Below are 21,902 nucleotides of genomic sequence, written 5' to 3' on the forward strand. Positions count from 1 at the left end.
CCGGGCGAAGCTACTGAATCCTGGCGAACAGCTCGTTCAGCTCCGCCGTCAGCTGCTTCTGGACGGCCGGGGTGCCGATCTCCTTGCCGTCGATGTGGTTGACCGGCGCCAGCAGCCTGATGCTGGAAATCAGCCACACGGCGTCGGCCTCCAGCAGGTCATGCGGTTCCAGCGGACCGTAGCCCAGTTCCCAACCAGCCGCTGCGGCGGCCCTGAAAAGCGCCTCCTGGGAGGTTCCGGCGAGGATGCCGCTGTCCAGCTGCGGGGTGACGAGCCGGCGCACCGTGCGGGTGCCGCCGGTGCCGTCGTCGGACGTTTCCAGGTGGGCCAGCAGGACGGTGGAGGTGGGGCCTTCGAGGACTCGGCCGTCTGAGGACGTGAAGATCACGTCATCGGCACCCTGTTTGTGGGCGTGCCGCAGCGCCGCCATGTTCACCGCATAGGACAGTGTCTTGGCGCCGAGCAGCAGCCAGGGCGCGCGCTCTGCCGCATCGCTGTCGTAGCCGCGGTCCAGGAGGATCACGTCGATGCCGGTCTCGCGCTGCCGCCGCCCGGCAGCGCCCACCGGGGAAACCTGCACCCAGCAGGTGGGGGAGGAGGCACCTTCCGTTCCGCGGGTGACGATCAGCTTCACCACTACCTCGTCCTCGGCAGGGGTGGTTGCCGGGTGCTGCGTCCGGTACTCGGCCACGCCTGTTTCGATGGCCCGCCGCCACTGCTCCTGCCCAGGGATGTCCAAATCCATGGCCAGTGCCGAACCGCCCAGACGGTCCAGGTGGGCCTGGAGCTTCCGGACCGCTCCGCCCACTGCGAGCATGGATTCGAACACGCCGTCGCCCCGGGTGGCACCCTGGTCCGTGGCCATCAGCTGGGGCTGCGAGGCATCGGCCAGCCGGCCGTTGGGGAACGCGGGGTCAAGGAAAACGAGCACCACGGAAGCAGGAGAGGTCATGGCTCCAGCTTAGTCCGGGCCGCCGCGGATAAGCTGTGGTCATTGCCCTGGCCGGAAACCGTCCGCAGGGTGTGCGCAATCCGGGGGTTTTCGAGTGTTGTGGCCATTTTCGCTGGCGGGTACCTCGCCGACGTGGCTCGTGGTGCTTCTGAGCGCTGCGGACCTGGTGATCAGGGTGCTCGCCGTGGGCATCATTCCCGGCAACCGCCGCCCCACCACCGCCATGGCGTGGCTGTTGGGCATTTTCTTTGTGCCGTTCCTGGGCCTGGTCCTCTTCCTGCTGTTCGGCAACTTCAAACTCTCCAGCCGCCGCCGCCAGCAGCAGGAGCAGGTCAATGAAAGGGTGCGTGCGGGCACCTCCTCACTCGCCGACGTCGAAAGCAAATACCGCGGTCCTGAGTGGGTGACTTCCGCCGCGGAACTGAACCGGCGGCTGGGCTCCCTTCCCATGGTGGACGGCAACTCCGTGGACCTCATCCCCGGCTACCCGGACTCGATCCTGGCCATGGCCGAGGCAGTACGCAAGGCCAAGAAGTTCGTCAACGCCGAGTTCTACATCATGAGCACGGACCACATCACCGACGATCTGCTCACGGCCTTGGAAGAGGCCGCCGAACGCGGCGTGGAAGTCCGGGTGCTGTTCGACCACATCGGCACGCTCCGGGTCAGGGGCTACCGCAACCTCCTCAAGCGCCTGCGGGCCAGCAAGATCCAGTGGAAGCGCATGCTCCCGTTGCTGCCCATCCACGGCCAATGGCGGCGTCCCGACCTGCGCAACCACCGCAAGATCATGGTGATCGACGGCGAACTCGCCTTTACCGGCTCGCAGAACCTGATCGAGCCCTCCTACAACAACCCGAAGCACCGCAAGGCCGGCCGCGAATGGGTGGAGCTCATGGCGTGCCTGCACGGGCCGATCGTCACCACGCTGAACGTTGTGTTCGCCACCGACTGGCTCAGCGAAACCGATGAATCCCTGGAACACCAGCTGCAGCTCCCGTCCAACCCGGAACGCGGCAAAATCACGGCACAGGTGGTGCCCAGCGGTCCCGGGTTCATCACCGAGAACAACCTGCGGCTGTTCAATACCCTGATCTACTCCGCCCAGCACCGCATCTCCATCTGCAGCCCGTACTTCGTTCCCGACGATTCCCTGCTCTACGCCATCACCACCGCCGCCCAGCGGGGCGTGGACGTGGAACTGTTCGTCTCTGAAAAGGGGGACCAGTTCCTGGTCCATCACGCCCAGCGCTCCTACTACGAGGCGCTGCTGGAGGCCGGAGTCCGGATCTACCTCTACAAGGCCCCGTCTGTGCTCCACGCCAAGCACTTCACCATCGACGACGAAGTGGCCGTGCTGGGCTCCAGCAACATGGACATGCGCTCCTTCTCATTGAACATGGAGGTCTCCGTGATGCTCCTTGGTGCTGACATCGTCAACAACATGCGAGCAGTGGAAAACACGTACCGGGACATCTCGCACGAGCTCAGGCTTGAGGACTGGCTCAGGCGGCCGCTAGGGGCCAGGTACGTAGACAACGTTGCCCGGCTGACAGCGACGGTCCAGTAACCACTGGGAGTTTTTGTCTGCTTCCCGGGGGTCAGCGGTCGGGGAATTGGGCGCCGAGGGCCGAGAGCACGCCGAAGGCTTTGACCCGGATCTCGTCGTACTCCTCATCGGGCGCGGAGTCGGAGGTGATGGCGCCGCCGACGCCGAGGGACAGTTCCGCCGTTGCCCCGCCTCCGCTGCCGTCCCCGGCTTCCGCCGTGATCACCAGCGTGCGGATCGCCACGGCGAGGTCCGTGGCGCCGTTGAGTGAAAAGTAGCCGATCGCGCCCGAATAGATCCCTCTCGGTGCGCCTTCCAGCCGGTCCAGGATAGCCATGGTGCTGATCTTGGGGGCGCCGGTCATGGATCCGGCGGGGAAGCACGCGGCCACGGCCTCCGCCCGTGGCGAACCGGGCAGCAGACACGCATCGATGGTGCTCACCATCTGATGCACCGTGGCGTAACTTTCGATCTCGCACAGCCGGCTGACCGTAACGGAGCCCGGTTCCGCGAAGTGGCTGAGGTCATTGCGCAGCAGGTCCACGATCATGATGTTCTCGGCACGGTCCTTGAGTGAAGTCTCCAGTTCGCGCCGCAGCTGCGCGTCACGGGCAGGATCGGCGGCCCGGCGGCGGGTTCCCTTGATGGGCTCGGCGCGCATGCCGCCGTCGGACGCTATCTTCAGGAACCGCTCCGGAGACGTGCTGGCCACCGTCAGCGCGCCGAACTTCAGGAAGCTGGCGAACGGCGCCGGGTTCCTCCCGCGCAGGGCCAGGTACGTCCGCCACGGGTCCGCCGCGGCTGCGGGCAGCCGGGCGGAGAGCGTCGTGGTGAGGCAGACCTCGTACGAATTCCCTTCGCCGATTTCGTGCTGCGCGGCGGCGATCTTCTGCTTGTAGTCCAGCTCGGTGTCGCGGCCTCTGAACGCCGGTTCCGTCGGACGTACGACGCCGTTGCTGCCGCCAGCCTGCGTCGATGCCTCCCCTGCGCGTGGTTCCGCCGCCGCTGACACTGCGGCGCGGGCCGTTGCCAGCCAGCTGTCCGCATCGGAGGATTCCAGGGCCAGGAGCCAAACGGTTCCCTCGGCATGGTCCAGGACTGCCGCCCTTCCGGCGAAAATCAGGGCAGCGTCAGGAGTCTGCGCGGAAATATCGGTTCCACCGGTTTCGCGCTTCAGCTCGTATCCGAGACAGCCCAGCCAGCCCAGGGTGAACTCGCCGGGATAGCCCTCCGGGGTGCGGACTGCCCTGCGGCCCCAGACGGAATCCAGCCAGCGGAAGAAGGGGCCGGACACCCGGGCTGTGGCGGAACCGGCCGTGATTCGGCTTTCACCCGAGCGGTGCGTGACCGCCTGGCCGAAGACACCGCCGCCGTCCGCCAGAATGCTGAAGCGGCTGCGCTCACTCGCCGGAGAATCCTCAGCGGGAGGCTCGGAGGGTGCATTCGAGGAGTCCAGCCAGACCGCATTGGCTGAACTGCCGTACAGCGCATTGAACAGGGTGGCTGCGTCCGGACGGCATTCCAGCCGTTCGGCGCGAAGCCTGAGCCCGCGGCGGGCGGAAAGTTCCGGGACCAGGGAAGGTGCCAGGGCGGGCAGATAAGGGAGGAGCTGCAGGACGTCCGCGGGGGCGGAGCCATCGGCAAGGTTCAGCACCCGAATGTCCGCGCGCTGTGGAACGTCATCGCCGGCGAGCCACGCGTCTTCCTGCGCGGCCCACTGGTCCCAGAACGGCTCATAGGTGCCGCCGTCCCGTTCCAGGGCCCGCGTCCGGCGGACCTCGTCCGGTGAGTCGGCCCAGATCACGGCGCTCAGCAGCGGGCGGGCTTCGGCCGCGGCGGCGCCCACCCCCTCGATGATCACAATCTCGGCGGGAAGGGTGACCCGGGTGTCGCCGTCGTAGTGTCTTTCCCAGTCCCAGCTGGTCCAGGTAGCCCGTTCTCCGTGGCTCAGGGGCGTGAGCACGGTGGACACGTAGCGTTCAATGCCTGCCGTCAGGCCGTTCCAACCCGGGTAGATGTCCTCAAGGTGGAAGAGCGAGACCTTGTGGTGGTTCCGGAGCTGTGCTGCCAGTTCGATGGCCAGAGTGGTTTTCCCTGCGCCGGATCGCCCGTCGATGGCGATGATCACAGGTGCGGGGGTCATGAAATAGAGCGTACCTGCTGCTGGTTCTGCTGATGGAGCAGTGCCGTCTGGCGGACGACGGACCGGACGTGCGCAATGATCCCCGGCACGGCGGCGTGGATCTCCTGCCACACGACGTCGAAATCTGCCTGGCCGCCGTACCAGGGATCCTCGATGCCCTGGTCAAGCAGGTCCCTGGAGGCAACGGCCGGGTCAAAACTGCGGAGCATGCGCACCTTGTCCATGGATTCCTGGTCCGGGGCCGATTCTCGCAGCCAGGCGTAGTGGTCGATGTCAAGGGCCAGGATGAGCTCGCGCTCGCGGAACCAGTTGGCCTGCCATTTCCGGGCAATGTGCTGGTCCGCGGTGAGTTTGGTGGCGGCGAGCCGGCGGGCAGCCCGGGGATCGATGGGGCGCCCGGCTTCGTAACCCGTGGTTCCCGCAGAGTCCACCCTCACCTCATCGGCCAGCCCTTCCGCCTCAAGTGCCGCAGCCAGCATCCGCTCTGCCATGGGGGATCGGCAGATGTTTCCGGTGCACACGGCGATGATCCGGTATGGGCTCGACGATGAGTTCATGGGCTAAGCATGCGGGATGCCGGACCCTCTTGGCTACCCGGATTTCATGAACCTTCACCGTTTCGTAAAGTGACTTGCGGAACCCGACACATGTGGTTTACGACGCAGGCTGCCGCGTCAGTGGATCAGGGCGAGCAGGATGCCCACCGCCACAAAGAGGGCCCCGAAAATCCGGCTGAGGATCTTCTGTCCGTGGGTGTTATGCGTGAAGCGCTGGAACCACTTGGCGGCCAAGGCGAAGAAGAACCACATGACCAGGATGTCGATCACGACCACCGTGGCCGTCAGGACCAGGTACTGCGGAACGAGGGGCTGTTCGGGGCGGATGAACTGCGGCATGAATGCCAGGAAGAACACTATCGCTTTGGGGTTCAGCAGGTTCACCCAGAGTCCACGCCGGACCATGGACCAGGCGGGTTCGTTCCGGAGGGCCGTGACGTCCTCCTGATCCAGGTCCGGTTTGCTCAGGAACTGCCGGATGCCCAGATACACCAGGTAGGCCGCACCCGCATAGCGGATCCCATTGAAGGCCACGGGGGAGCTCGCCACCAGCACGCCCAGTCCCAGCGCCACGATCATCACGTGGATGACCAGGGCCGCCTGCTGGCCCAGGATGCCCCAGATGGAGCGCCGGAAACCGGTGGTCAGCGAGTTGCTCATCGTGTTGATGGCGCCCGCACCCGGAGTGAAGCTGACCAGGACGCCGGCTCCGGCCAGGGTGAGCCATAGGGAGAATTGCACCTCCCAAGCCTAGTGCCCCTTCACCACAGGGTGGCCACGGACAAGGGCCTGGAGATCCGCATCGGCCGCCACCAACGTAAGTCCTTTCACCGTCCGAGGAAAGGTCAGCCACATTCGCCGTACTTAGTACGCTCACGCCCGGGCGATGACTTCCCCGTTCGGGATCAGGAACCAGCCGTCGTCGGTTGACCCCCAGCGGTGCCAGCCGGCGGAAATCCGGGCGAGGTCCGCGGGGTTGGCGAAACCGTACTCCAGGGCCTGTTCAGCGAAGGCCGAATGCAGCACCCGCTCGCCCCACACCCGGGCCTGCCAGCGGCGCTGCTGCCCGGTGGCGTAGAGCCAGTTGCTGCTGGTGGGCGCAACATCGGTGAATCCTGCGGACTGGGCCCACGAAACCAGGCGTCGTCCGGCGTCGGGTTCGGCCCCGTTGCGCCGCGCGATCCGCTGGTATAGCTCCATCCATTCATCGAGCTCCGGAATGGCGGGGTACCAGCTCATGCCATGGAAGTCGGCGTCGCGCACGGCCACTATGCCGCCGGGTTTGGCCACGCGCCGCATTTCCCTCAGCGCCTCCACAGGGTCCGTCAGGTGCTGGAGCACCTGGTGCGCGTGGACGACGTCGAAGGTTTCATCCTCGAAATCGAGGTCGTAGATGTTGCCCGCCAGGAACTCCGCGTTGGCCACACCCCGCTCCGCGGCAAGGGCTGTGGCCTGGGCGATGATGTCCGGAGACCGGTCCAGGCCCGTCACCTTTCCCGGCGCCACGAGTCCTGCGAAATCGCAAGTGATGCTGCCCGGCCCGCAGCCGACGTCGAGCACGGACGCCCCGGGAGTCAGGTGCGGAATGACAAAGGCCGCGGAATTCTCCGCAGTCCGGGACGCATGGGCGCGGACCACTGACTCGTGGTGGCCGTGCGTGTACACATCGTCTTCGGGCCCCTGCGTACTCATAAACAAACGCTACCGCCCTGATGCCCCTAATGGGTGGAACCTCGGCCGGAGCGCCATAGGGCCTACCGACGGCGTCACGCCCGGGAACGCCACCACGCAACCGTGGCCGCTGCGGCCATTGGCAGGGGCGTCGGCCGCAGGCCCAGGGCCGATTCACTGGCTGCGGAGTCCATGATGAAGGGCTTCTCAAATTGGTACAGCATCTCGGCCAGTTCCCGGATGTCCGTGGAGAACAGTCCGGCAGCCCGGAGTGCCCAGCCCGGTACGGCCCTCACCGCCGGTGTTCCTACTCCGGCGGCCTCGGCGAAAGCAGCAGAGAGCCCGCGCTGCGTGATCGCCGGTCCGGTGGGGGCATGCCAGACCTTGTTCCACAATTCCGGCGTCTGCGCCGCCCTGATCATGGCAGCAGCCAGGTCAGGCACATAGGTGAAGGAATGCGGCTGCTGGGTGCTGCCCATTACGCTCAGCTTTTTGCCGGCAAGGATGGCGGGCACCATGCGTTCGCCGGCATGCGAGGTCCGCACCCGGGGTCCAAAGAAATCGCTGGCCACCACGCTGGCCGTATCCGTTGCTGACTGCTCCCGGGCGTTGAGCAGCACAGTCCGGATGCCGCGCTTACCGCCGCTGGCGGTCCTGGGCCCCTCCTCGGTCATCACCTGGTCCGGCCCGCTGTAGGAATAGAGACTTTCGGGAAATACGACGACGGCGCCCGCCTCGCCTGCCGCAGTCAGTACCGTCTGCTCCGCCTCCGGCAACTCCGCCTGCCAAGCGGCAGCCCGATAGGCCGAGCCATGGATGCAGTGAAAGACGGCGTCCGCTCCGGACATTGCCTTGCCGATCAGCGATGGATCCCGGACATCTGCGGTCACCCGTTCAATGAGGGGATGTTCAGGCCCATCGCCCGATCTGGTCAGGAGCCTGGCCCGGTGGCCCTTCCCTGCAAGTTGCTCGGCGACGGTCCACCCCACGGGGCCTGCTCCAGTCACTACATACAGCTTTGACATTGATGCTCCTGCTTCCAGTTTCTGGCCTGCGACCCGCGGTGAGAGCAGTGCTCTCTGAATCTAGAATGGACCGCTTCACGGCAACTGTCAAGAGCACTGCTCTCATAAGTTGACACTGCTCTGCGTTCTGGCAGGGTGGAACCATGAATCCACAGACGCCCCGGGAGCGGGCCAGGGCCCAGACCATCGCGGACATCATCCGGCTGGGGCGCCAACACTTGGCAAGCCACGGGGCCGCGGCTCTCTCTCTTCGGGCTGTTGCCCGCGACCTCGGAGTGGTTTCGTCGGCCGTCTATCGGTACGTGGCAAGTCGGGACGAACTGCTCACGCTCCTGCTCATCGATGCCTATGGCGAGTTGGGCGATGAGGTGGATGCCGCCGTCGGGGCCGTGCCTGAGGGTGATTACGCCGGCCGTTTTGCCGCCCTGGCCAGGGCCATAAGGAGATGGGCCCTGCGCGAACCGGCGCGCTATGCACTGCTGTTCGGCAGTCCAGTGCCCGGTTATCAGGCCCCGGCCGAGCGGACCACGGAGCCGGGCACCCGCGTGATCTACGCCCTTATGGGGATCTTCGACGTCGCCTACCGCTCAGGCGCGATGGCTGCCGGGCCGGAGGATGCCACGCCCATTCCTTCGGCTCTTTCCGGTGACCTGACGGCGATCCGGAGCGAGCTGGGGCTGGCCATCCCCGATGGCCTACTGGCCCGCGGTGCACTGGTGTGGACATCCATCTTCGGCGCCGTGAGCTTTGAGGTGTTTGGTCAGTATGGTCCGGACACCTTCGCGGCGCGGGATGAACTCTACGAGCATCACCTGCAGGTGCTGCAGGCTATCGCTGGACTGGTCTAAGCGGCTGGCCAAGCCGTTCCCCGCCTCGTGTGAGAAAATCTGTGAACGCTAACAAATTTCCTTGCCTCTGACTTTACAACGATGTAAAGTCGGGTGGAGCCCAGGGTCGCTGACCTGCTTCCGGTCGTTTCCGGAGGTGGCGGCTGAAGTTTTTTGTCTCGCTACGTCCAAAGGAGTGACGGTGAAGCAACAGGATTCCGGCAGTACCAACCTGAACCGAAGGCAATTGCTGCTTGGCGGTGGAGCCCTGTTTGGAGGGCTGGCCTTGGGGGCGGGGCTGACCGGCTGTGGAGGGCCGGCGCAGGCGGCCGCCGGTGACATCCGGTTCTGGCACCTGCTCTCCGGCGGTGACGGCATCAAGATGCAGGCCATGATCGACAGGGCCAATGCCGAAGAGGCGGCGTTCAAGGTCAAGCCCACTGTGCTCGCCTGGGGTGCGCCTTACTACACCAAACTGGCCATGGCCTCGGCCGGCGGACGGCCGCCCGAGGTGGCCGTGATGCACGCGGCCAGGGTGCCAGGCTACGCTCCCGGCGGGCTCCTGGATGCCTGGGACCTGAACCTGCTGGCGGAGTTCGGCGTGCGTCCGGAGGACTTCAGCCCGAGGATCTGGGAGAAGAGTCAGTTCAACGGCCAGGTGTATTCGCTGGCGCTGGACTCGCACCCCTTCGTGATGCTCTACAACACCGAGGTGGCCGGTAAGGCCGGCGTGCTGGGAACGGATGGACGGCTGATGGATATCTCTTCGCCGGACCAGTTCCTGGAAGTCAGCCGGGAACTGCAGCGCGTCACGGGCAAGCACGGTCTCTCCTATGGGTACCTGGGCGACGGTGCCCAGATGTGGCGGCTCTTCTACACCTTGTACCGCCAGCACGGTGCGGATTTTGTCCTCGATCCGGGCAAGCCGGCCCAAGTGGAGCGGGACGTGGCCATTGACTGCCTGGAGTTCATCACCTCGTTGCTGGACAACACCATCGCCACAAAAAGCGGCGACGGCGGCACCGCTGTCGCGGAGTTCGCCAGCCAGGGCTCGGGAATCCTTTTTACGGGGGTCTGGGAGCTGCCGACCATGAAGACGGCGGGCGTTCCGCTCGGCGCGGCCACCATCCCCACACTGTTCGGCACCCCGGCCGCGTTCGCCGATTCGCATTCGTTCGTGCTGCCGCACCAGGCCAGAGCGGACGAGGCCAAGCGCCGCGGGGTGTACCGGTTCGTGGCCTCGATGCTCAAGGGTTCCCTCAGCTGGGCGGAAGCCGGCCACATCCCGGCGTTCCAGCCAGTGGTCCGCTCCAGTGAGTACGCCGCCCTGAAACCGCAGGCCGATTACGCCCACGCAGCGGACATCATCAATTACGACCCAGAGGCCTGGTTCACCGGTTCGGGGTCCGACTTCCAGAGCTACTTTGCCGAGAACGTCCAGAACGTGTTCCTCGGCCGGGACAAGGCCACAGCCGGCTGGGATGCCTTTATTTCACGCATCAACACCGTCCTCGCGATGCCGAACCCCGTCTGACCGCCGAACACGTCTGTGACAAAGGAGTCCCTATGAGCACCGTACGCATTCCAGCGCCGACCGGAGAATCTGCGCCTGGTCTTTCAGAACCCGCCCCTGCAGCGCTGCCGGCTAAAACGTCGCCGGGCCAAAGGTCCGGCGCCAGGCTGGTCCGGCCGCGAAGCCGCCGAGACAACATCCATGGCTGGGCATTCTCGGCCCCGTTCCTGGCCTTCTTCCTGATCTTCCTGGTCTGGCCGATGATTTCCGGCGCATACATGAGCCTGACCGGAAAATCCCTGACCGGCGCCAACAGCGGATTTATTGGCTTGGCCAACTACGCCGAGGCGTTCGGCGACTCCGACATGTGGCGATCGCTGGGAAACACTCTCTATTTCACCCTGATCAGCACCGTACCGCTGGTGGTGATCGCCCTGGCGCTGGCAGCCCTGGTGAACATGGGGCTGCCCGCGCAGTGGCTGTGGCGCCTGTCCTTCTTCTCGCCGTTCCTGCTCGCCTCCACGGTGATCTCGCTCTTCTTTGCCTGGATGTACAACCCGGAGCTCGGACTGTTCAACGATGTCCTCGTGAAACTGGGGATCCCGCCGGTGGCGTGGCTGAACGATCCGGCGGTGGCGATGTGGGCCGTTGTGATCGCGACGGTCTGGTGGACGGTGGGATTCAACTTCCTGCTGTACCTGGCCGCGCTGCAGAACATTCCGCAGCAACACTATGAGGCGGCCTCAATCGACGGCGCCGGCGGCTGGCGGCAGTTCTTCTCCATCAGCCTGCCCCAGCTGGGCCCCACCACAGTCATGATCGCCATCCTGCAGATCCTCGCATCCCTGAAGGTCTTCGACCAGATCTACCAGATGACCGAAGGCGGTCCGGGCGGCACCACCCGGTCCATCGTGCAGTACATCTTCGAGGCCGGCTTCACGGGCTACCGTCTGGGCTATTCCGCGGCCATCTCCTACATCTTCTTCGGCCTGATCCTTCTCATTGCGCTGGTCCAGGTATTTATCACACGGAAACGGAGCGTCTAGCCATGGCCACCACCACACTTTCCCGGCCCAAGCTGCGGTTCAAAGGCTCTGTCGCCGATATTCCTGCCCGCCAGAAGCGGACGCCGCTTTCCCGCATCCTCGCCACTGTCATCGTCTCGGTCCTTGCCGTCGCGTGGCTCATACCCTTCGCCTGGGCAACGCTCACCGCCCTCAAGAGCGAAACTGAAGCCGCGTCCACCCCCATCAGCTGGATCCCGGCGTCGGGCTTTACCCTGGATGCCTTCACCAAAGTGTTGGGGAGCGGAAACATCCCCACCTGGACGCTCAATTCACTCTTCACCTCGGCGGCTATTACGGCCATTACGCTGGTGATTTCGGCGTCGGTTGCATATGCCATTTCGCGGATCGATTTCCGCGGCAAGGATCTGCTGATGGGCGTCATTATTGCCTCGATCATTGTTCCGCCGCCGGTGCTCATCATCCCGCTGTTCCAGCAGATGCAGTCGCTGAACCTGATTGACACGTACTGGGCAGTGATCCTGCCGCAGGTGATCCATTCCCCGATGGTGTTTGTGCTCAAGAAGTTCTTTGACCAGATTCCGCGGGAGCTTGAGGAAGCCGCACTGATGGATGGGGCCGGCCGGCTGCGGATTTTCACCACCATCGTGCTGCCGCTGTCCCGTCCGATCCTCGCCGCCGTGGCGATCTTCGTCTTCATCGGGGCCTGGAACAATTTTCTGTGGCCGTTCATCGCCACCAACGAGAGCTCGCTGCTCACCCTTCCGGTTGGCCTGCAGACCATCAAAAGCGCCTACGGAATCCAGTACGCCCAGAACATGGCCTCCGCATTGCTGGCCGCGCTCCCACTGATCCTGGTCTTCCTGTTCTTCCAACGGCAGATCATCAAGGGCGTAGCCACCACCGGACTGGCCGGAACCTAGATACGGCCGGGACCCGATTCCCGCCGTAAGCTGGCACGCGTTTCGGCGGCGGGCGGCACCCTTTTGCCGCCCGCCGCTTCTGAGTAGAATTCCATCGCGCCCCACACGGACGCGACACCTCAAAGGGGAGATCACGCCATGAGCGAAAACATCGAATCCGCAGCTGAACACGAGCGCCGCAAAGCCAGCACGGAACCTGGCATTGAGGGCGAAGGCGGGCAGTACACCGAGGGCGACTACGGCGACGCCGGGCTGGTGGGGGACGACGCCGATGAGTCCAAGGACGGCGAATACACCGAGGGCGACTACGGCGATGCCGGCGCTGTGCCCGCCCGCGAGGCCGAGGTGGACGAGGACAAGGACTCTTAGCGCCCCGTTCACGCACGGCGAACGAAACCGCCGGGCCCTTTTGCGGCGGCCCAAACCCTGTAACTCCGCGGAATCACGGCGATCGTCTGCGCCAGTAGATTCAAAGTTGAGCGAAGGTGGCTCAACCCTGCCTTGACATCACCTGCCCCCTGAGTAAAGTTGAGTGCAGAACGCTCAATGAGTGGGCGGAAGCAAGTTTCCCCGGAAAGAAGGAAGCAACACATGTCACGTGCAGTAGGTATTGACCTCGGAACCACCAACTCCGTCGTCTCCGTTCTCGAAGGTGGCGAGCCCACCGTTATTGCCAACGCCGAGGGTGGCCGCACCACGCCGTCGGTCGTTGCATTCTCCAAGTCCGGCGAAGTCCTGGTCGGCGAGATCGCCAAGCGCCAGGCCGTCAACAACATTGACCGCACCATCGCCTCCGTCAAGCGCCACATGGGTACCGACTGGTCCGTCAACATTGACGACAAGAAGTACACGCCGCAGGAAATCTCTGCGCGTATCCTCATGAAGCTGAAGAACGACGCCGAGTCGTACCTCGGCGAAAAGGTCACCGACGCTGTGGTCACCGTTCCGGCCTACTTCAACGACGCCGAGCGCCAGGCCACCAAGGAAGCCGGCGAAATCGCGGGCCTCAACGTCCTCCGCATTGTCAACGAGCCCACCGCGGCTGCACTGGCCTACGGCCTGGACAAGGGCAAGGAAGACGAACTTATCCTGGTCTTCGACCTCGGTGGCGGTACGTTCGACGTCTCCCTGCTCGAGGTGGGCAAGGATGAGGACAACTTCTCCACCATCCAGGTGCGCTCCACCGCCGGTGACAACCGCCTGGGCGGCGACGACTGGGACCAGCGCGTCGTCAACTACCTGCTGAACCAGCTCAAGGTCAAGGGCATCGACCTGTCCAAGGACAAGATCGCCCTGCAGCGCCTTCGTGAAGCAGCTGAGCAGGCCAAGAAGGAACTCTCCTCCTCCACCAGCACCAATGTCTCCCTCCAGTACCTCTCCGTCACCCCGGACGGCCCGGTCCACCTGGACGAGCAGCTGACCCGCGCCAAGTTCCAGGACCTCACCAAGGACCTGCTGGAGCGCACCAAGAAGCCGTTCCACGATGTGATCAAGGAAGCGGGCATCAAGCTGTCCGACATCAACCACATTGTGCTCGTGGGTGGCTCCACCCGTATGCCGGCCGTCTACGACCTGGTCAAGGAGCTCGCTGGCGGCAAGGAGCCGAACAAGGGCGTTAACCCGGACGAGGTTGTGGCCGTGGGCGCTGCACTCCAGGCCGGCGTGCTGAAGGGCGAGCGCAAGGACGTTCTCCTAATCGACGTCACCCCGCTGTCCCTGGGCATCGAAACCAAGGGCGGTGTGATGACGCACCTGATCGAACGCAACACCGCTATCCCCACCAAGCGGTCCGAGACGTTCACCACCGCTGATGACAACCAGCCCTCCGTGGCCATCCAGGTCTTCCAGGGCGAGCGCGAGTTCACCCGCGACAACAAGCCGCTTGGCACGTTCGAGCTGACCGGCATTGCTCCGGCTCCGCGCGGCGTCCCGCAGGTTGAGGTCACATTCGACATCGACGCCAACGGCATTGTCCACGTCTCGGCGAAGGACAAGGGCACCGGCAAGGAACAGTCCATGACCATCACGGGCGGCTCCAGCCTCTCCAAGGAAGACATTGACCGCATGGTCAAGGACGCCGAGGAGCACGCGGCTGAGGACAAGGCCCGCCGCGAGGCAACCGACACCCGTAACACGGCCGAGCAGCTCGCCTACTCCGTGGACAAGCTGATCGCCGACAACACGGACAAGCTGCCCGAAGAGGTCAGGACCGAGGTCCAGGCCGACGTCGACGAACTGAAGAAGGCCCTGGAAGGCACGGATGACGCTGCCGTGAAGGCCGCCTTCGAGAAGCTGCAGGCTTCCCAGGGCAAGCTCGGCGAAGCCATCTACGCCCAGGCCGGTTCCCCGGACGGCGCCACCGGTGCCGCAGGGGCCGAAGGTGCAGCGGGATCCACGGGTGACAAGACGGGCGCTTCAGATGAAGACATCGTTGACGCCGAGATCATCGACGAAGACGAAGCGAAGAAGTAGCCATGCCTCATCACGGTAACGAGGAAGAGCACGGCGCCGCCGCGGACCAACAAGACCAGGAGAACCAGCAGGAACAGCAGGGCAACGGCCACCAGGAGCCGGTCATCCGGGACAACCGCAAGGTTGATCCGGTGACCGGGGAGGCCCGCCACCCGCAAGGGGAGCAGCCCGCCGCTTCCGCATCGGCACCGACGCCGGATGCAGCATCAGCTGCAGATTCCGACGGCGATGCACTCGCCCAGGCTGAGGAGATCCTCAACGGCATCGAGGTACCTGCAGAGGAATCCGTGGCCCAGGGTGCAGCGAACGCCGAAGCCGTCGAGCTGAAGAACGATCTCCTCCGTCTCCAGGCCGAGTACGTCAACTACCGCAAGCGGGTTGAACGCGACCGTGCCGTGGCAGGGGAGATGGCCGTTATCGGCGTTCTGAACTCCCTGCTCCCGGTCCTGGATGACGTCGACGCCGCACGGCAGCACGGCGACCTGACGGACGGCCCGTTCGCCGCGATCGCCACCAAGCTGGAGAACGCGCTGAAGACGTACGGCCTGGTCCGCATCGATGAAACCGGAGTGGAGTTCGATCCCACGATCCACGAGGCACTGATCCAGCAGCCCGGCGCGGACATCGAGGTTGACACCGTCAGCCAGGTGCTCCGGTCCGGCTACAAGTCAGGCGAACGCGTCCTCCGCGCAGCCCAAGTGATTGTGGCTGTTCCGGTTTAGTCCGCTCATAAAGGCGCCGGACGGATAAGGGGGCCCCGCCCCTACGCTGGGTGGCCAGGGATCTGCGATCCTTGGCCACCCAGCTCCGGCAGGCCCGATGCCACTCCCGGGCCCCCTTATCCGTCCGTCGCCCGGCGGTTGTCTCGCCTAAGGTGAGATGAGCGCAGCGCAGCTGGATAGGGGGCCGCGGCGTGGCGGGCACCGCGAAGCGGGCACGGCCCCCTATCCAGCGGAGCGCCGCCGTGGAGAGCACATAATTTGAGAACGAGAAAGGAAACGCCATTGGCTAGCCAGGATTGGGTGGACAAGGACTTTTACGCGATCCTTGGTATCGCCAAGGACGCTTCCGACGCCGACATCAAGAAGGCCTACCGGAAGCTCGCCCGCCAGCACCACCCGGATACCAACTCGGGGAACACTGCGTCGGAGAAGAAGTTCAAGGACATCTCGGAGGCGTATTCTGTGCTGTCCGACCCCGACGAGCGGCAGCAGTATGACGCAATCCGCGCCATGGGCGGCGGCGCGCGGTTTGCTCCCGGCGGCGGCGGTGCCACCAACGGCGGTTTCGAGGACATGTTCGGTGGCCTCTTCACCGGGAACGCCGGGCGCCACTCCGGCGGGTTCAGCACGGCCGGCGGCATTCCGCCTGAATTTGCCGACCTGTTCGGCGGCGGCTTCGGCGGCCAGACCGGCTTCCAGCAGGCCCCGCAGAAGGGCGCCGACCGGACCGCCTCCACCACCATTTCTTTCGCCGGATCCATCCGCGGCACGACCATCGGCCTCCGTGAGCCCGGCGGCGAAGTCATTGACGTCCGGGTGCCCGCCGGCATCAAGGACGGCCAGAAGGTCCGAGTCCGCGGCAAGGGCCAGGCCGGCCCTGCGGGCAGCGGCGACCTGATGGTGGCGGTGTCGGTCAAGCCCCACGAGTTCTACACGCGCGACGGCGACAACCTCCGCATCCACGTTCCGGTCTCCTTCCCGGAAGCTGCTTTGGGCGCCGACATCGAGGTTCCGACCATTGACGGCGAGAAGGTCAAGGTCCGGGTTCCTGCGGGAACTCCTTCGGGCCGCACCCTCAGGGTCAAGAACCATGGCGTCAAGACGTCCAAGGGAACCGGCGACCTGCTGGTGACCATCGACGTCGCGGTCCCCAAGAACCTGAACAAGGAAGCGGAAGCTGCTGTCAGGGCCTTCGCCACCGCCACAGCGGACGCCGATGTCCGTGAAGGCCTGGCCGCCAAGGCCCGGCTCTAGCAACGGAGCAAGCCGTGGACATCAGCGCTGACCAGCCGATTTTCGTCATTTCCGTGGCGGCGGAACTGGCTGACATGCACCCGCAGACACTGCGGCAGTATGACAGGCTGGGCATCGTCTCGCCCAGCCGGGCGCCCGGCAAGTCCCGCCGCTATTCGCAGCGGGACGTCAACATGCTGCGCGAAGTGCAGCGACTGTCCCACGAAGGCGTCTCGCTCGAAGGCATTAAGCGGATCCTTGAACTGGAGAACCAGGTGTCCGCACTGCAGCGCAGGGTGGCCGAACTGACCGAGCAGCTGGGCCGCCGTCGTGATCCCCTGGACTCGCGGATCTTTGCCGCCGGTGCTGCTGGCGACGTGGTGAGCCTGGCCCGCGGCCAGCGCCCGCGTGCACGGTCCCAGGCTGTGGTGCTCTGGCGGCCCAGGGCCCTGGGTGAATAGGGCCCTGGGGGAGTAGCCAGCGAGTACTCGGGCGGCCCGGCGGCGCTGAGACCAGAGTACTTACTACTCGTGACGGGACCCCCGCCAGTGTCTTGAATGGAACTACAGCTGGTCTCACAGCATCGTTTCAAGCCTTCTGGGGTGTTTTCGTGTGTTTGGTATCCGTAAATGTCAGGTGTCCCGGTACCGGCCTCGCAATCGTGGGTCGTGTCCGATGAGCGCCGGAATGGAGACCGTGGCCATGTTCGCTGGGTCCATGCCGGGTCAGATCCGCATCATGACAAGGATGAGGACAATTGGTGGAAGGGCAAGGGCAAGAAGCTTGCCCGCTGGGCGCGTAGGCAATTCAGCCCGCGGTCCGCAGTCGCGCCCGCCATGGGCTAGTTCGCGTTGACCGTGACGGACTGGCGTGCGGCTGAGAAAACCGGCTGAAAGGTTTGTTTTCTCAGACGGTCACGCATAGACTCGCATTCTGCGAGCGACTTCTGCTTACTGGAACGAGTTCACGGGGCACTAATGGGGGAGGTGCGATCGGGAAACCGATCGCACCTTGTGCTTCGGGACGTCGTCGCGGAGAGCCTTTCAGTAGCTTGCGGGCTCTTGACCATCGGCTGGCTTGATAAAGGCAGCAGCGAGAGCCTCAGAGCCGCGGGCCAGGAGCGAAACATCCGCGCCGACCAGGATGAAGGACGCCCCGGCGGTTAGGTAAGAGCGGGCTGTGTCTTTGTTGAAGGCGTTGACGCCGGCAGGTTTACCTGCAGCTTCGGCCGCTTTGAGGCAGTGTTCGACGGCGGCGCGCACCTCTGGATGTTCCTGCTGGCCCAGCACTCCCAGGGAGGCAGCGAGATCTGAAGGCCCCAGGAAGATGGCGTCTACACCGTCCACGGCCAGGATCTCCTCCACGGCTCCGACGGCCGCACTGGATTCAATCTGCACGGTGAGGCTGATGGTTTCGGCGGCCCGGGCCAGATAGTCCGGGATGCGGTTCCACCGTGAGGCGCGGGCCAGGGCAGATCCCACGCCGCGTACGCCGTGGGGCGGGTAGCGGGTGGCGGCCACGGCAGACTCGGCCTCGGCGGCAGAGTTCACCATGGGAACCAGTAGGTTCTGCACGCCCAGGTCCAGGTACTGCTTGATTAACACTGTGTCGTTCATGGGGGGCCGGACCACGGTTTGTACGGGATAGCCGTTGACGGCCTGCAGCTGGGCCAGGATGGATTCGAGCCCGTTGGGGCTGTGTTCGGCGTCGATCAGGAGCCAGTCCAGGCCGGACCCTGCGCAGAGTTCGGCCACGAGCGGGCTGCCGGAGCACACCCACATTCCGGCCAGCGGCCTGCCTGCTTTACCGTTTTGATTGCGCAGGGCATCGCGGAAGGTGGTCTCTGGTTCTACTCGAAGCGGCATGTGACAGCTCCCAATGGTCCGTAGTCTGCGTGGACGGTATCGCCTTTGTAGACCCAGAGTGGGCGGGTGAACGAGCCGGCCAGGATGATGTCCCCGGCCGACAGGCTGTCGCCGTGGGCTGCGATCTTGTTGGCCAACCAGTGGACGCCGTTGGCGGGGTGGTCCAGGACACCGGCGGCCACGCCGGTTTCCTCGACGGTCTGGTTCTTGTAGAGGATGGCTGAGATCCAGCGGAGGTCCACGGCATCCGGCCGGACCGGATTGCCGCCCACCACCATGGCGCCCATGGCGGCGTTGTCCGCGATGGTGTCCACAATGGTCCGGCCCTCCATTTCGATCCGGGAGTCCAGGATCTCCAGGGCCGGGACCACATAGTCGGTGGCGTTCAGGACGTCGAAGATGGTGCAGCCGGGGCCTTTGAGGCCGTCTTTCAGGACAAACGCGAGCTCGACTTCCACCCGGGGGTGGGTGTACCTGTCCCACTGCACCGAGCATCCGGTGTCGAGCACCGCGTCATCAAAGATGGCGCCATAATCCGGTTCGGTGATGCCGGTGGCCGCTTGCATGGCCTTGGACGTGAGGCCGATCTTGCGTCCAACAAGCTTCCGCCCGGCGTCCTCGTTGCGCCGCCGCCAGAGTTGCTGGACGGCGTAGGAGTCCTCCACCGTCATCTTCGGGTAGCGGGCGGTGAGTCGGGGGACAGGGGTCCGGCTCCTGCCTGCCTCCAGCAGTTCGTCGGCTATGGCCTCGATCGTCCTGGCATCCATCATGGCTACAGCTGCGCTCCCAGCTTGAATCCCGCGTTCTCGCCTTCGGCCCCTTCCTTGCGGGTGTAGGAGAAGCCGTCCGCGCCCACAGTGACGGCCATTTCGCTCCTTTCCTCGCGCACGATGACAGGCTGCGGGTTGCCGTCCAGGTCCAATACGAGCGAGGCCTCCGTGTACCAGGACGGGACCACCGGGTTACCCCACCAGTCGCGGCGCTGGTTGTCGTGGACGTCCCAGGTGATGGTGGGATTGTCCGGGTCTCCGGTGTAGTAGTCCTGGGTGTAGATCTCGATACGGTGGCCGTCCGGGTCCAGGATGTAGAGGTAGAAAGCGTTGGATACGCCGTGGCGGCCGGGGCCGCGCTCGATCCGGTCGCTGATGCGCAGTGCGCCCATTTTGTCGCAGATCTGGATGATGTTGTGCTTCTCGTGCGTGGCGAACGCGATGTGGTGCATGCGCGGGCCGTTGCCGCCGGTCAGGGCGGTGTCGTGGACCGTCTGCTTGCGGTGCATCCACGCAGCATACGTGACGCCGTCGGAATCCTGGATGTCTTCGGAGACGCGGAAGCCCAAGTCCTCAAGATATTTACGGCCGCGGGGAACGTCGGGGGTGACCTGGTTGAAGTGGTCCAGACGCACCAGCTCGCCCGCGGAGTACAGGTCGTAGCGCTGGGTGAGGCGTTCCACGTGCTCTACCTCGTAGAAGAACTCGTACGGGAAGCCCAGCGGATCCTCCACCCGGACGGAATCGCCGATGCCCCTGGTGAAGCCCTCCTTGCGGCGCTCCACCCGGCAACCCAGTTCCTTGTAATACGCCTCTGCGGCGTCCACCTCAGCGGGGGACTTCACCCGGTAGGCGAACGCTGCGACGGCGGCCATGGGTCCCTTGCGGAGGACCAGGTTGTGGTGGATGAACTCCTCGAGGGAGCGCAGATAGATGTTGTTCCCGTCTTCCTCGGTGACGTGCAGACCCAGCAGGTCCACATAGAACGCCCGGGACTTGGCCAGGTCGGTGACCACGATCTCCATGTAGGCGCAGCGGACGATGTCCGGGGCAGGAACGGTGGGGGTAGGTACAAAGTCTGTCATCGGATTCTCTCTTCGTTGAAAGGGGGCCTGGGGCGGCGGTCTATGCGCCGAATTTAGGGGTATGCACAGTGCCGAGCGTGATGTGCACAGCCTGCTGGTCGGTGTAGAAATCGATGGAGCGGTAGCCGCCTTCGTGGCCAAGCCCGGAAGCCTTCACACCCCCGAACGGTGTGCGGAGGTCGCGGACGTTGTGGCTGTTGAGCCACACCATGCCGGCTTCCACGTTCTGCGAGAAGTTGTGGGCCCGGGTCAGGTTCTGGGTCCAGATGTAGGCGGCCAGCCCGTACTTGGTGTTGTTCGCCAATGCCAGCGCCTCGTCGTCGTTCTCGAACGGCGTGATGGCGACGACGGGACCGAAGATCTCCTCTTGGAAGATCCGGGCGTCCGGCGCGACGTCGGCGAACACCGTGGGGGCGATGTAGTTGCCCTCCGGGAGGTGCTCCGGGCGTCCGCCGCCGGCCAGCAGACGGCCTTCGGTCTTGCCGATTTCCACGTAGGAGGCCACCTTGGCGAAGTGCTCCGGGTGGACCAGGGCGCCCACCTGGGTTTTGGGATCGTGCGGATCGCCGACCACTATGTTCCTGGCGCGGGCCGCGTACTTTTCGCAGAACTCGTCGTAGATGGCGCGCTCCACGAGGATCCGGGAGCCGGCCGTGCAGCGCTCGCCGTTGAGCGAGAAGACGCCGAACAGGGCGGAATCGATCGCGGCGTCCAAATCGGCGTCGGCGAAAACGACACACGGGGACTTGCCGCCCAGCTCCATCGAGAGGCCCTTGAGGTTGGTGGCCGCGTTTCGGAAGATGGTCTGCCCGGTGGTGGTCTCGCCGGTGAAGGAGATCAGCGGCACGTCCGGGTGCTTGACCAGCGCGTCTCCGGCTTCCTCGCCCAGGCCGTTGACCAAGTTGAACACTCCGTCCGGCAGGCCTGCGTCCTTGAAGATGGTGGCCCACAGCGAGGCGGAGAGTGGGGTGAACTCGGCGGGCTTGAGCACCACGGTGTTGCCCGTGGCCAGCGCCGGAGCCAGCTTCCAGGACTCCAGCATGAACGGGGTGTTCCACGGCGTGATGAGCCCCGCGACGCCGATCGGCTTGCGGTTTACGTAGTTGATCTGTGAGCCGGGCACCTTCATGGCGTCGTCGAACTGCGCCACGATCAGGTCCGCGAAGAAGCGGAAGTTCTCAGCGGCGCGCAGGGCCTGGCCCTTGGCCTGGGTGATGGGGAGCCCGGTGTCGAAGGTTTCCAGTTCCGCAAGGCGTTCTTCCTGGGCTTCGACTGCGTCCGCGATCCTGTTGAGGATGCGTGCCCGTTCGCGGGGCTTCATCTTCGGCCAGGGGCCGTTGACGAAGGCTTCGCGGGCGGCCGCGACGGCCAGGTCGATGTCCTCTTTCTGGCCGGCGGCGGCGGTGGCGTAGTTGGTATTGGACACGGGATCCAGGACATCGAAGGTCATGCCGCCCACGGAGTCAACGAATTCGCCGTTGATGTAGTGCTGGATGTGGGTGGGCAGGTCCTGCGGCACATAGTGCGTGTTTGCTGCAACGGATGCGAACGTCATTGTTGTTTCCTTACT

At 64.9% G+C, this 21,902-nt stretch carries 20 protein-coding genes; 10 read left to right on the forward strand and 10 right to left on the reverse strand.

The features are described 5' to 3' along the window. Positions 1-10: 10 nt before the first annotated feature. Positions 11-952, reverse strand: coding sequence for an aminodeoxychorismate lyase (locus QFZ30_RS00400; RefSeq protein WP_307072414.1), 942 nt, complete (start codon positions 950-952; stop codon positions 11-13). Between the two features lie 97 nt (positions 953-1,049). On the opposite strand from QFZ30_RS00400, the gene cls reads away from it, so the two are divergent. Next, the gene (cls, locus tag QFZ30_RS00405; protein WP_373462877.1) at positions 1,050-2,522 is read left to right on the forward strand and encodes a cardiolipin synthase; all 1,473 of its coding nucleotides are present in this window, start codon (positions 1,050-1,052) and stop codon (positions 2,520-2,522) included. Positions 2,523-2,553: 31 nt separating this feature from the next. On the opposite strand, the gene QFZ30_RS00410 is transcribed toward cls, so the two are convergent. From QFZ30_RS00410 to QFZ30_RS00430, 5 genes are all read right to left on the reverse strand, one after another. Beyond that, positions 2,554-4,644 (reverse strand): chorismate-binding protein, encoded by a 2,091-nt coding sequence (locus tag QFZ30_RS00410; protein ID WP_307072417.1) that lies wholly within the window; start codon positions 4,642-4,644, stop codon positions 2,554-2,556. Further along, a complete protein-coding gene (locus QFZ30_RS00415; protein ID WP_307072418.1) occupies positions 4,641-5,201 on the reverse strand; it encodes a low molecular weight protein-tyrosine-phosphatase in 561 nt (186 codons plus the stop codon). Before QFZ30_RS00415 ends, QFZ30_RS00410 begins: the two co-directional genes overlap by 4 nt. 117 nt (positions 5,202-5,318) lie before the next feature. Beyond that, a complete protein-coding gene (locus tag QFZ30_RS00420) occupies positions 5,319-5,942 on the reverse strand; it encodes a LysE family transporter (RefSeq protein ID WP_307072420.1) in 624 nt (207 codons plus the stop codon). 132 nt (positions 5,943-6,074) lie between these two features. Continuing rightward, entirely contained in the window at positions 6,075-6,893 is an 819-nt protein-coding gene (locus QFZ30_RS00425; RefSeq protein WP_307072421.1) for a methyltransferase domain-containing protein, read from the reverse strand. A 74-nt stretch (positions 6,894-6,967) separates the two neighbouring features. Further along, positions 6,968-7,897, reverse strand: a complete 930-nt coding sequence (locus tag QFZ30_RS00430; protein WP_307072423.1) for an NAD-dependent epimerase/dehydratase family protein — start codon at positions 7,895-7,897, stop codon at positions 6,968-6,970. 143 nt (positions 7,898-8,040) lie between these two features. Here QFZ30_RS00430 and QFZ30_RS00435 point away from each other — a divergent pair, with 143 nt between their 5' ends. The 9 genes from QFZ30_RS00435 (at position 8,041) to QFZ30_RS00475 (ending at position 17,073) form a co-directional block, all read left to right on the forward strand. Next, a complete protein-coding gene (locus QFZ30_RS00435; RefSeq protein ID WP_307072425.1) occupies positions 8,041-8,745 on the forward strand; it encodes a TetR/AcrR family transcriptional regulator in 705 nt (234 codons plus the stop codon). Positions 8,746-8,926: 181 nt separating this feature from the next. After that, entirely contained in the window at positions 8,927-10,258 is a 1,332-nt protein-coding gene (locus QFZ30_RS00440) for an extracellular solute-binding protein (protein WP_307072427.1), read from the forward strand. 32 nt (positions 10,259-10,290) lie between these two features. After that, a complete protein-coding gene (locus QFZ30_RS00445) occupies positions 10,291-11,283 on the forward strand; it encodes a carbohydrate ABC transporter permease (RefSeq protein ID WP_307072429.1) in 993 nt (330 codons plus the stop codon). A 2-nt stretch (positions 11,284-11,285) separates the two neighbouring features. Beyond that, positions 11,286-12,185, forward strand: coding sequence for a carbohydrate ABC transporter permease (locus tag QFZ30_RS00450; RefSeq protein WP_307072431.1), 900 nt, complete (start codon positions 11,286-11,288; stop codon positions 12,183-12,185). Between the two features lie 138 nt (positions 12,186-12,323). Beyond that, positions 12,324-12,554 carry a hypothetical protein gene (locus QFZ30_RS00455; protein WP_307072433.1) on the forward strand — a complete coding sequence of 77 codons (231 nt, stop codon included), beginning with the start codon at positions 12,324-12,326 and terminating at the stop codon, positions 12,552-12,554. Between the two features lie 222 nt (positions 12,555-12,776). Beyond that, positions 12,777-14,657, forward strand: coding sequence for a molecular chaperone DnaK (dnaK, locus tag QFZ30_RS00460; RefSeq protein WP_307072435.1), 1,881 nt, complete (start codon positions 12,777-12,779; stop codon positions 14,655-14,657). A gap of 2 nt (positions 14,658-14,659) precedes the next feature. Beyond that, positions 14,660-15,379: a nucleotide exchange factor GrpE gene (gene grpE, locus QFZ30_RS00465; protein WP_307072437.1), complete on the forward strand. Its 720-nt coding sequence runs from the start codon at positions 14,660-14,662 to the stop codon at positions 15,377-15,379. A gap of 282 nt (positions 15,380-15,661) precedes the next feature. Beyond that, the gene (locus tag QFZ30_RS00470) at positions 15,662-16,633 is read left to right on the forward strand and encodes a DnaJ C-terminal domain-containing protein (RefSeq protein ID WP_307072439.1); all 972 of its coding nucleotides are present in this window, start codon (positions 15,662-15,664) and stop codon (positions 16,631-16,633) included. Positions 16,634-16,647: 14 nt separating this feature from the next. Further along, positions 16,648-17,073 (forward strand): heat shock protein transcriptional repressor HspR, encoded by a 426-nt coding sequence (locus QFZ30_RS00475; RefSeq protein WP_307072441.1) that lies wholly within the window; start codon positions 16,648-16,650, stop codon positions 17,071-17,073. Between the two features lie 582 nt (positions 17,074-17,655). Here QFZ30_RS00475 and QFZ30_RS00480 read toward each other — a convergent pair. Genes QFZ30_RS00480 through hpaE form a run of 4 tightly spaced genes read right to left on the reverse strand, consistent with a single transcriptional unit; the run spans position 17,656 to position 21,887 of the window. Then, positions 17,656-18,477: an HpcH/HpaI aldolase family protein gene (locus QFZ30_RS00480; RefSeq protein WP_307072443.1), complete on the reverse strand. Its 822-nt coding sequence runs from the start codon at positions 18,475-18,477 to the stop codon at positions 17,656-17,658. Continuing rightward, positions 18,462-19,247: a 2-oxo-hept-4-ene-1,7-dioate hydratase gene (gene hpaH, locus QFZ30_RS00485; protein WP_307072445.1), complete on the reverse strand. Its 786-nt coding sequence runs from the start codon at positions 19,245-19,247 to the stop codon at positions 18,462-18,464. The genes QFZ30_RS00480 and hpaH overlap by 16 nt, the downstream gene beginning before the upstream one ends. Positions 19,248-19,249: 2 nt before the next feature. Further along, the gene (gene hpaD / locus QFZ30_RS00490; protein ID WP_307072447.1) at positions 19,250-20,332 is read right to left on the reverse strand and encodes a 3,4-dihydroxyphenylacetate 2,3-dioxygenase; all 1,083 of its coding nucleotides are present in this window, start codon (positions 20,330-20,332) and stop codon (positions 19,250-19,252) included. Positions 20,333-20,372: 40 nt separating this feature from the next. After that, positions 20,373-21,887, reverse strand: a complete 1,515-nt coding sequence (gene hpaE, locus QFZ30_RS00495) for a 5-carboxymethyl-2-hydroxymuconate semialdehyde dehydrogenase (RefSeq protein ID WP_307072449.1) — start codon at positions 21,885-21,887, stop codon at positions 20,373-20,375. Between the last annotated feature and the right edge of the window lie 15 nt (positions 21,888-21,902).

Origin of the sequence: Arthrobacter pascens, from assembly GCF_030815585.1 — a bacterium.
GTDB classification, from domain to species: domain Bacteria; phylum Actinomycetota; class Actinomycetes; order Actinomycetales; family Micrococcaceae; genus Arthrobacter; species Arthrobacter pascens_A.

Bases quoted from the DNA above. Each gene is read 5' to 3' on its own strand.
- QFZ30_RS00400 (WP_307072414.1), bottom strand. From the start codon at position 952: ATGACCTCTCCTGCTTCCGTGGTGCTCGTTTTCCTTGACCCCGCGTTC.
- QFZ30_RS00410 (WP_307072417.1), bottom strand. From the start codon at position 4,644: ATGACCCCCGCACCTGTGATCATCGCCATCGACGGGCGATCCGGCGCA.
- QFZ30_RS00415 (WP_307072418.1), bottom strand. From the start codon at position 5,201: ATGAACTCATCGTCGAGCCCATACCGGATCATCGCCGTGTGCACCGGA.
- QFZ30_RS00425 (WP_307072421.1), bottom strand. From the start codon at position 6,893: ATGAGTACGCAGGGGCCCGAAGACGATGTGTACACGCACGGCCACCAC.
- QFZ30_RS00430 (WP_307072423.1), bottom strand. From the start codon at position 7,897: ATGTCAAAGCTGTATGTAGTGACTGGAGCAGGCCCCGTGGGGTGGACC.
- QFZ30_RS00435 (WP_307072425.1), top strand. From the start codon at position 8,041: ATGAATCCACAGACGCCCCGGGAGCGGGCCAGGGCCCAGACCATCGCG.
- QFZ30_RS00445 (WP_307072429.1), top strand. From the start codon at position 10,291: ATGAGCACCGTACGCATTCCAGCGCCGACCGGAGAATCTGCGCCTGGT.
- QFZ30_RS00450 (WP_307072431.1), top strand. From the start codon at position 11,286: ATGGCCACCACCACACTTTCCCGGCCCAAGCTGCGGTTCAAAGGCTCT.
- QFZ30_RS00455 (WP_307072433.1), top strand. From the start codon at position 12,324: ATGAGCGAAAACATCGAATCCGCAGCTGAACACGAGCGCCGCAAAGCC.
- dnaK (WP_307072435.1), top strand. From the start codon at position 12,777: ATGTCACGTGCAGTAGGTATTGACCTCGGAACCACCAACTCCGTCGTC.
- grpE (WP_307072437.1), top strand. From the start codon at position 14,660: ATGCCTCATCACGGTAACGAGGAAGAGCACGGCGCCGCCGCGGACCAA.
- QFZ30_RS00480 (WP_307072443.1), bottom strand. From the start codon at position 18,477: ATGCCGCTTCGAGTAGAACCAGAGACCACCTTCCGCGATGCCCTGCGC.
- hpaH (WP_307072445.1), bottom strand. From the start codon at position 19,247: ATGATGGATGCCAGGACGATCGAGGCCATAGCCGACGAACTGCTGGAG.
- hpaD (WP_307072447.1), bottom strand. From the start codon at position 20,332: ATGACAGACTTTGTACCTACCCCCACCGTTCCTGCCCCGGACATCGTC.
- hpaE (WP_307072449.1), bottom strand. From the start codon at position 21,887: ATGACGTTCGCATCCGTTGCAGCAAACACGCACTATGTGCCGCAGGAC.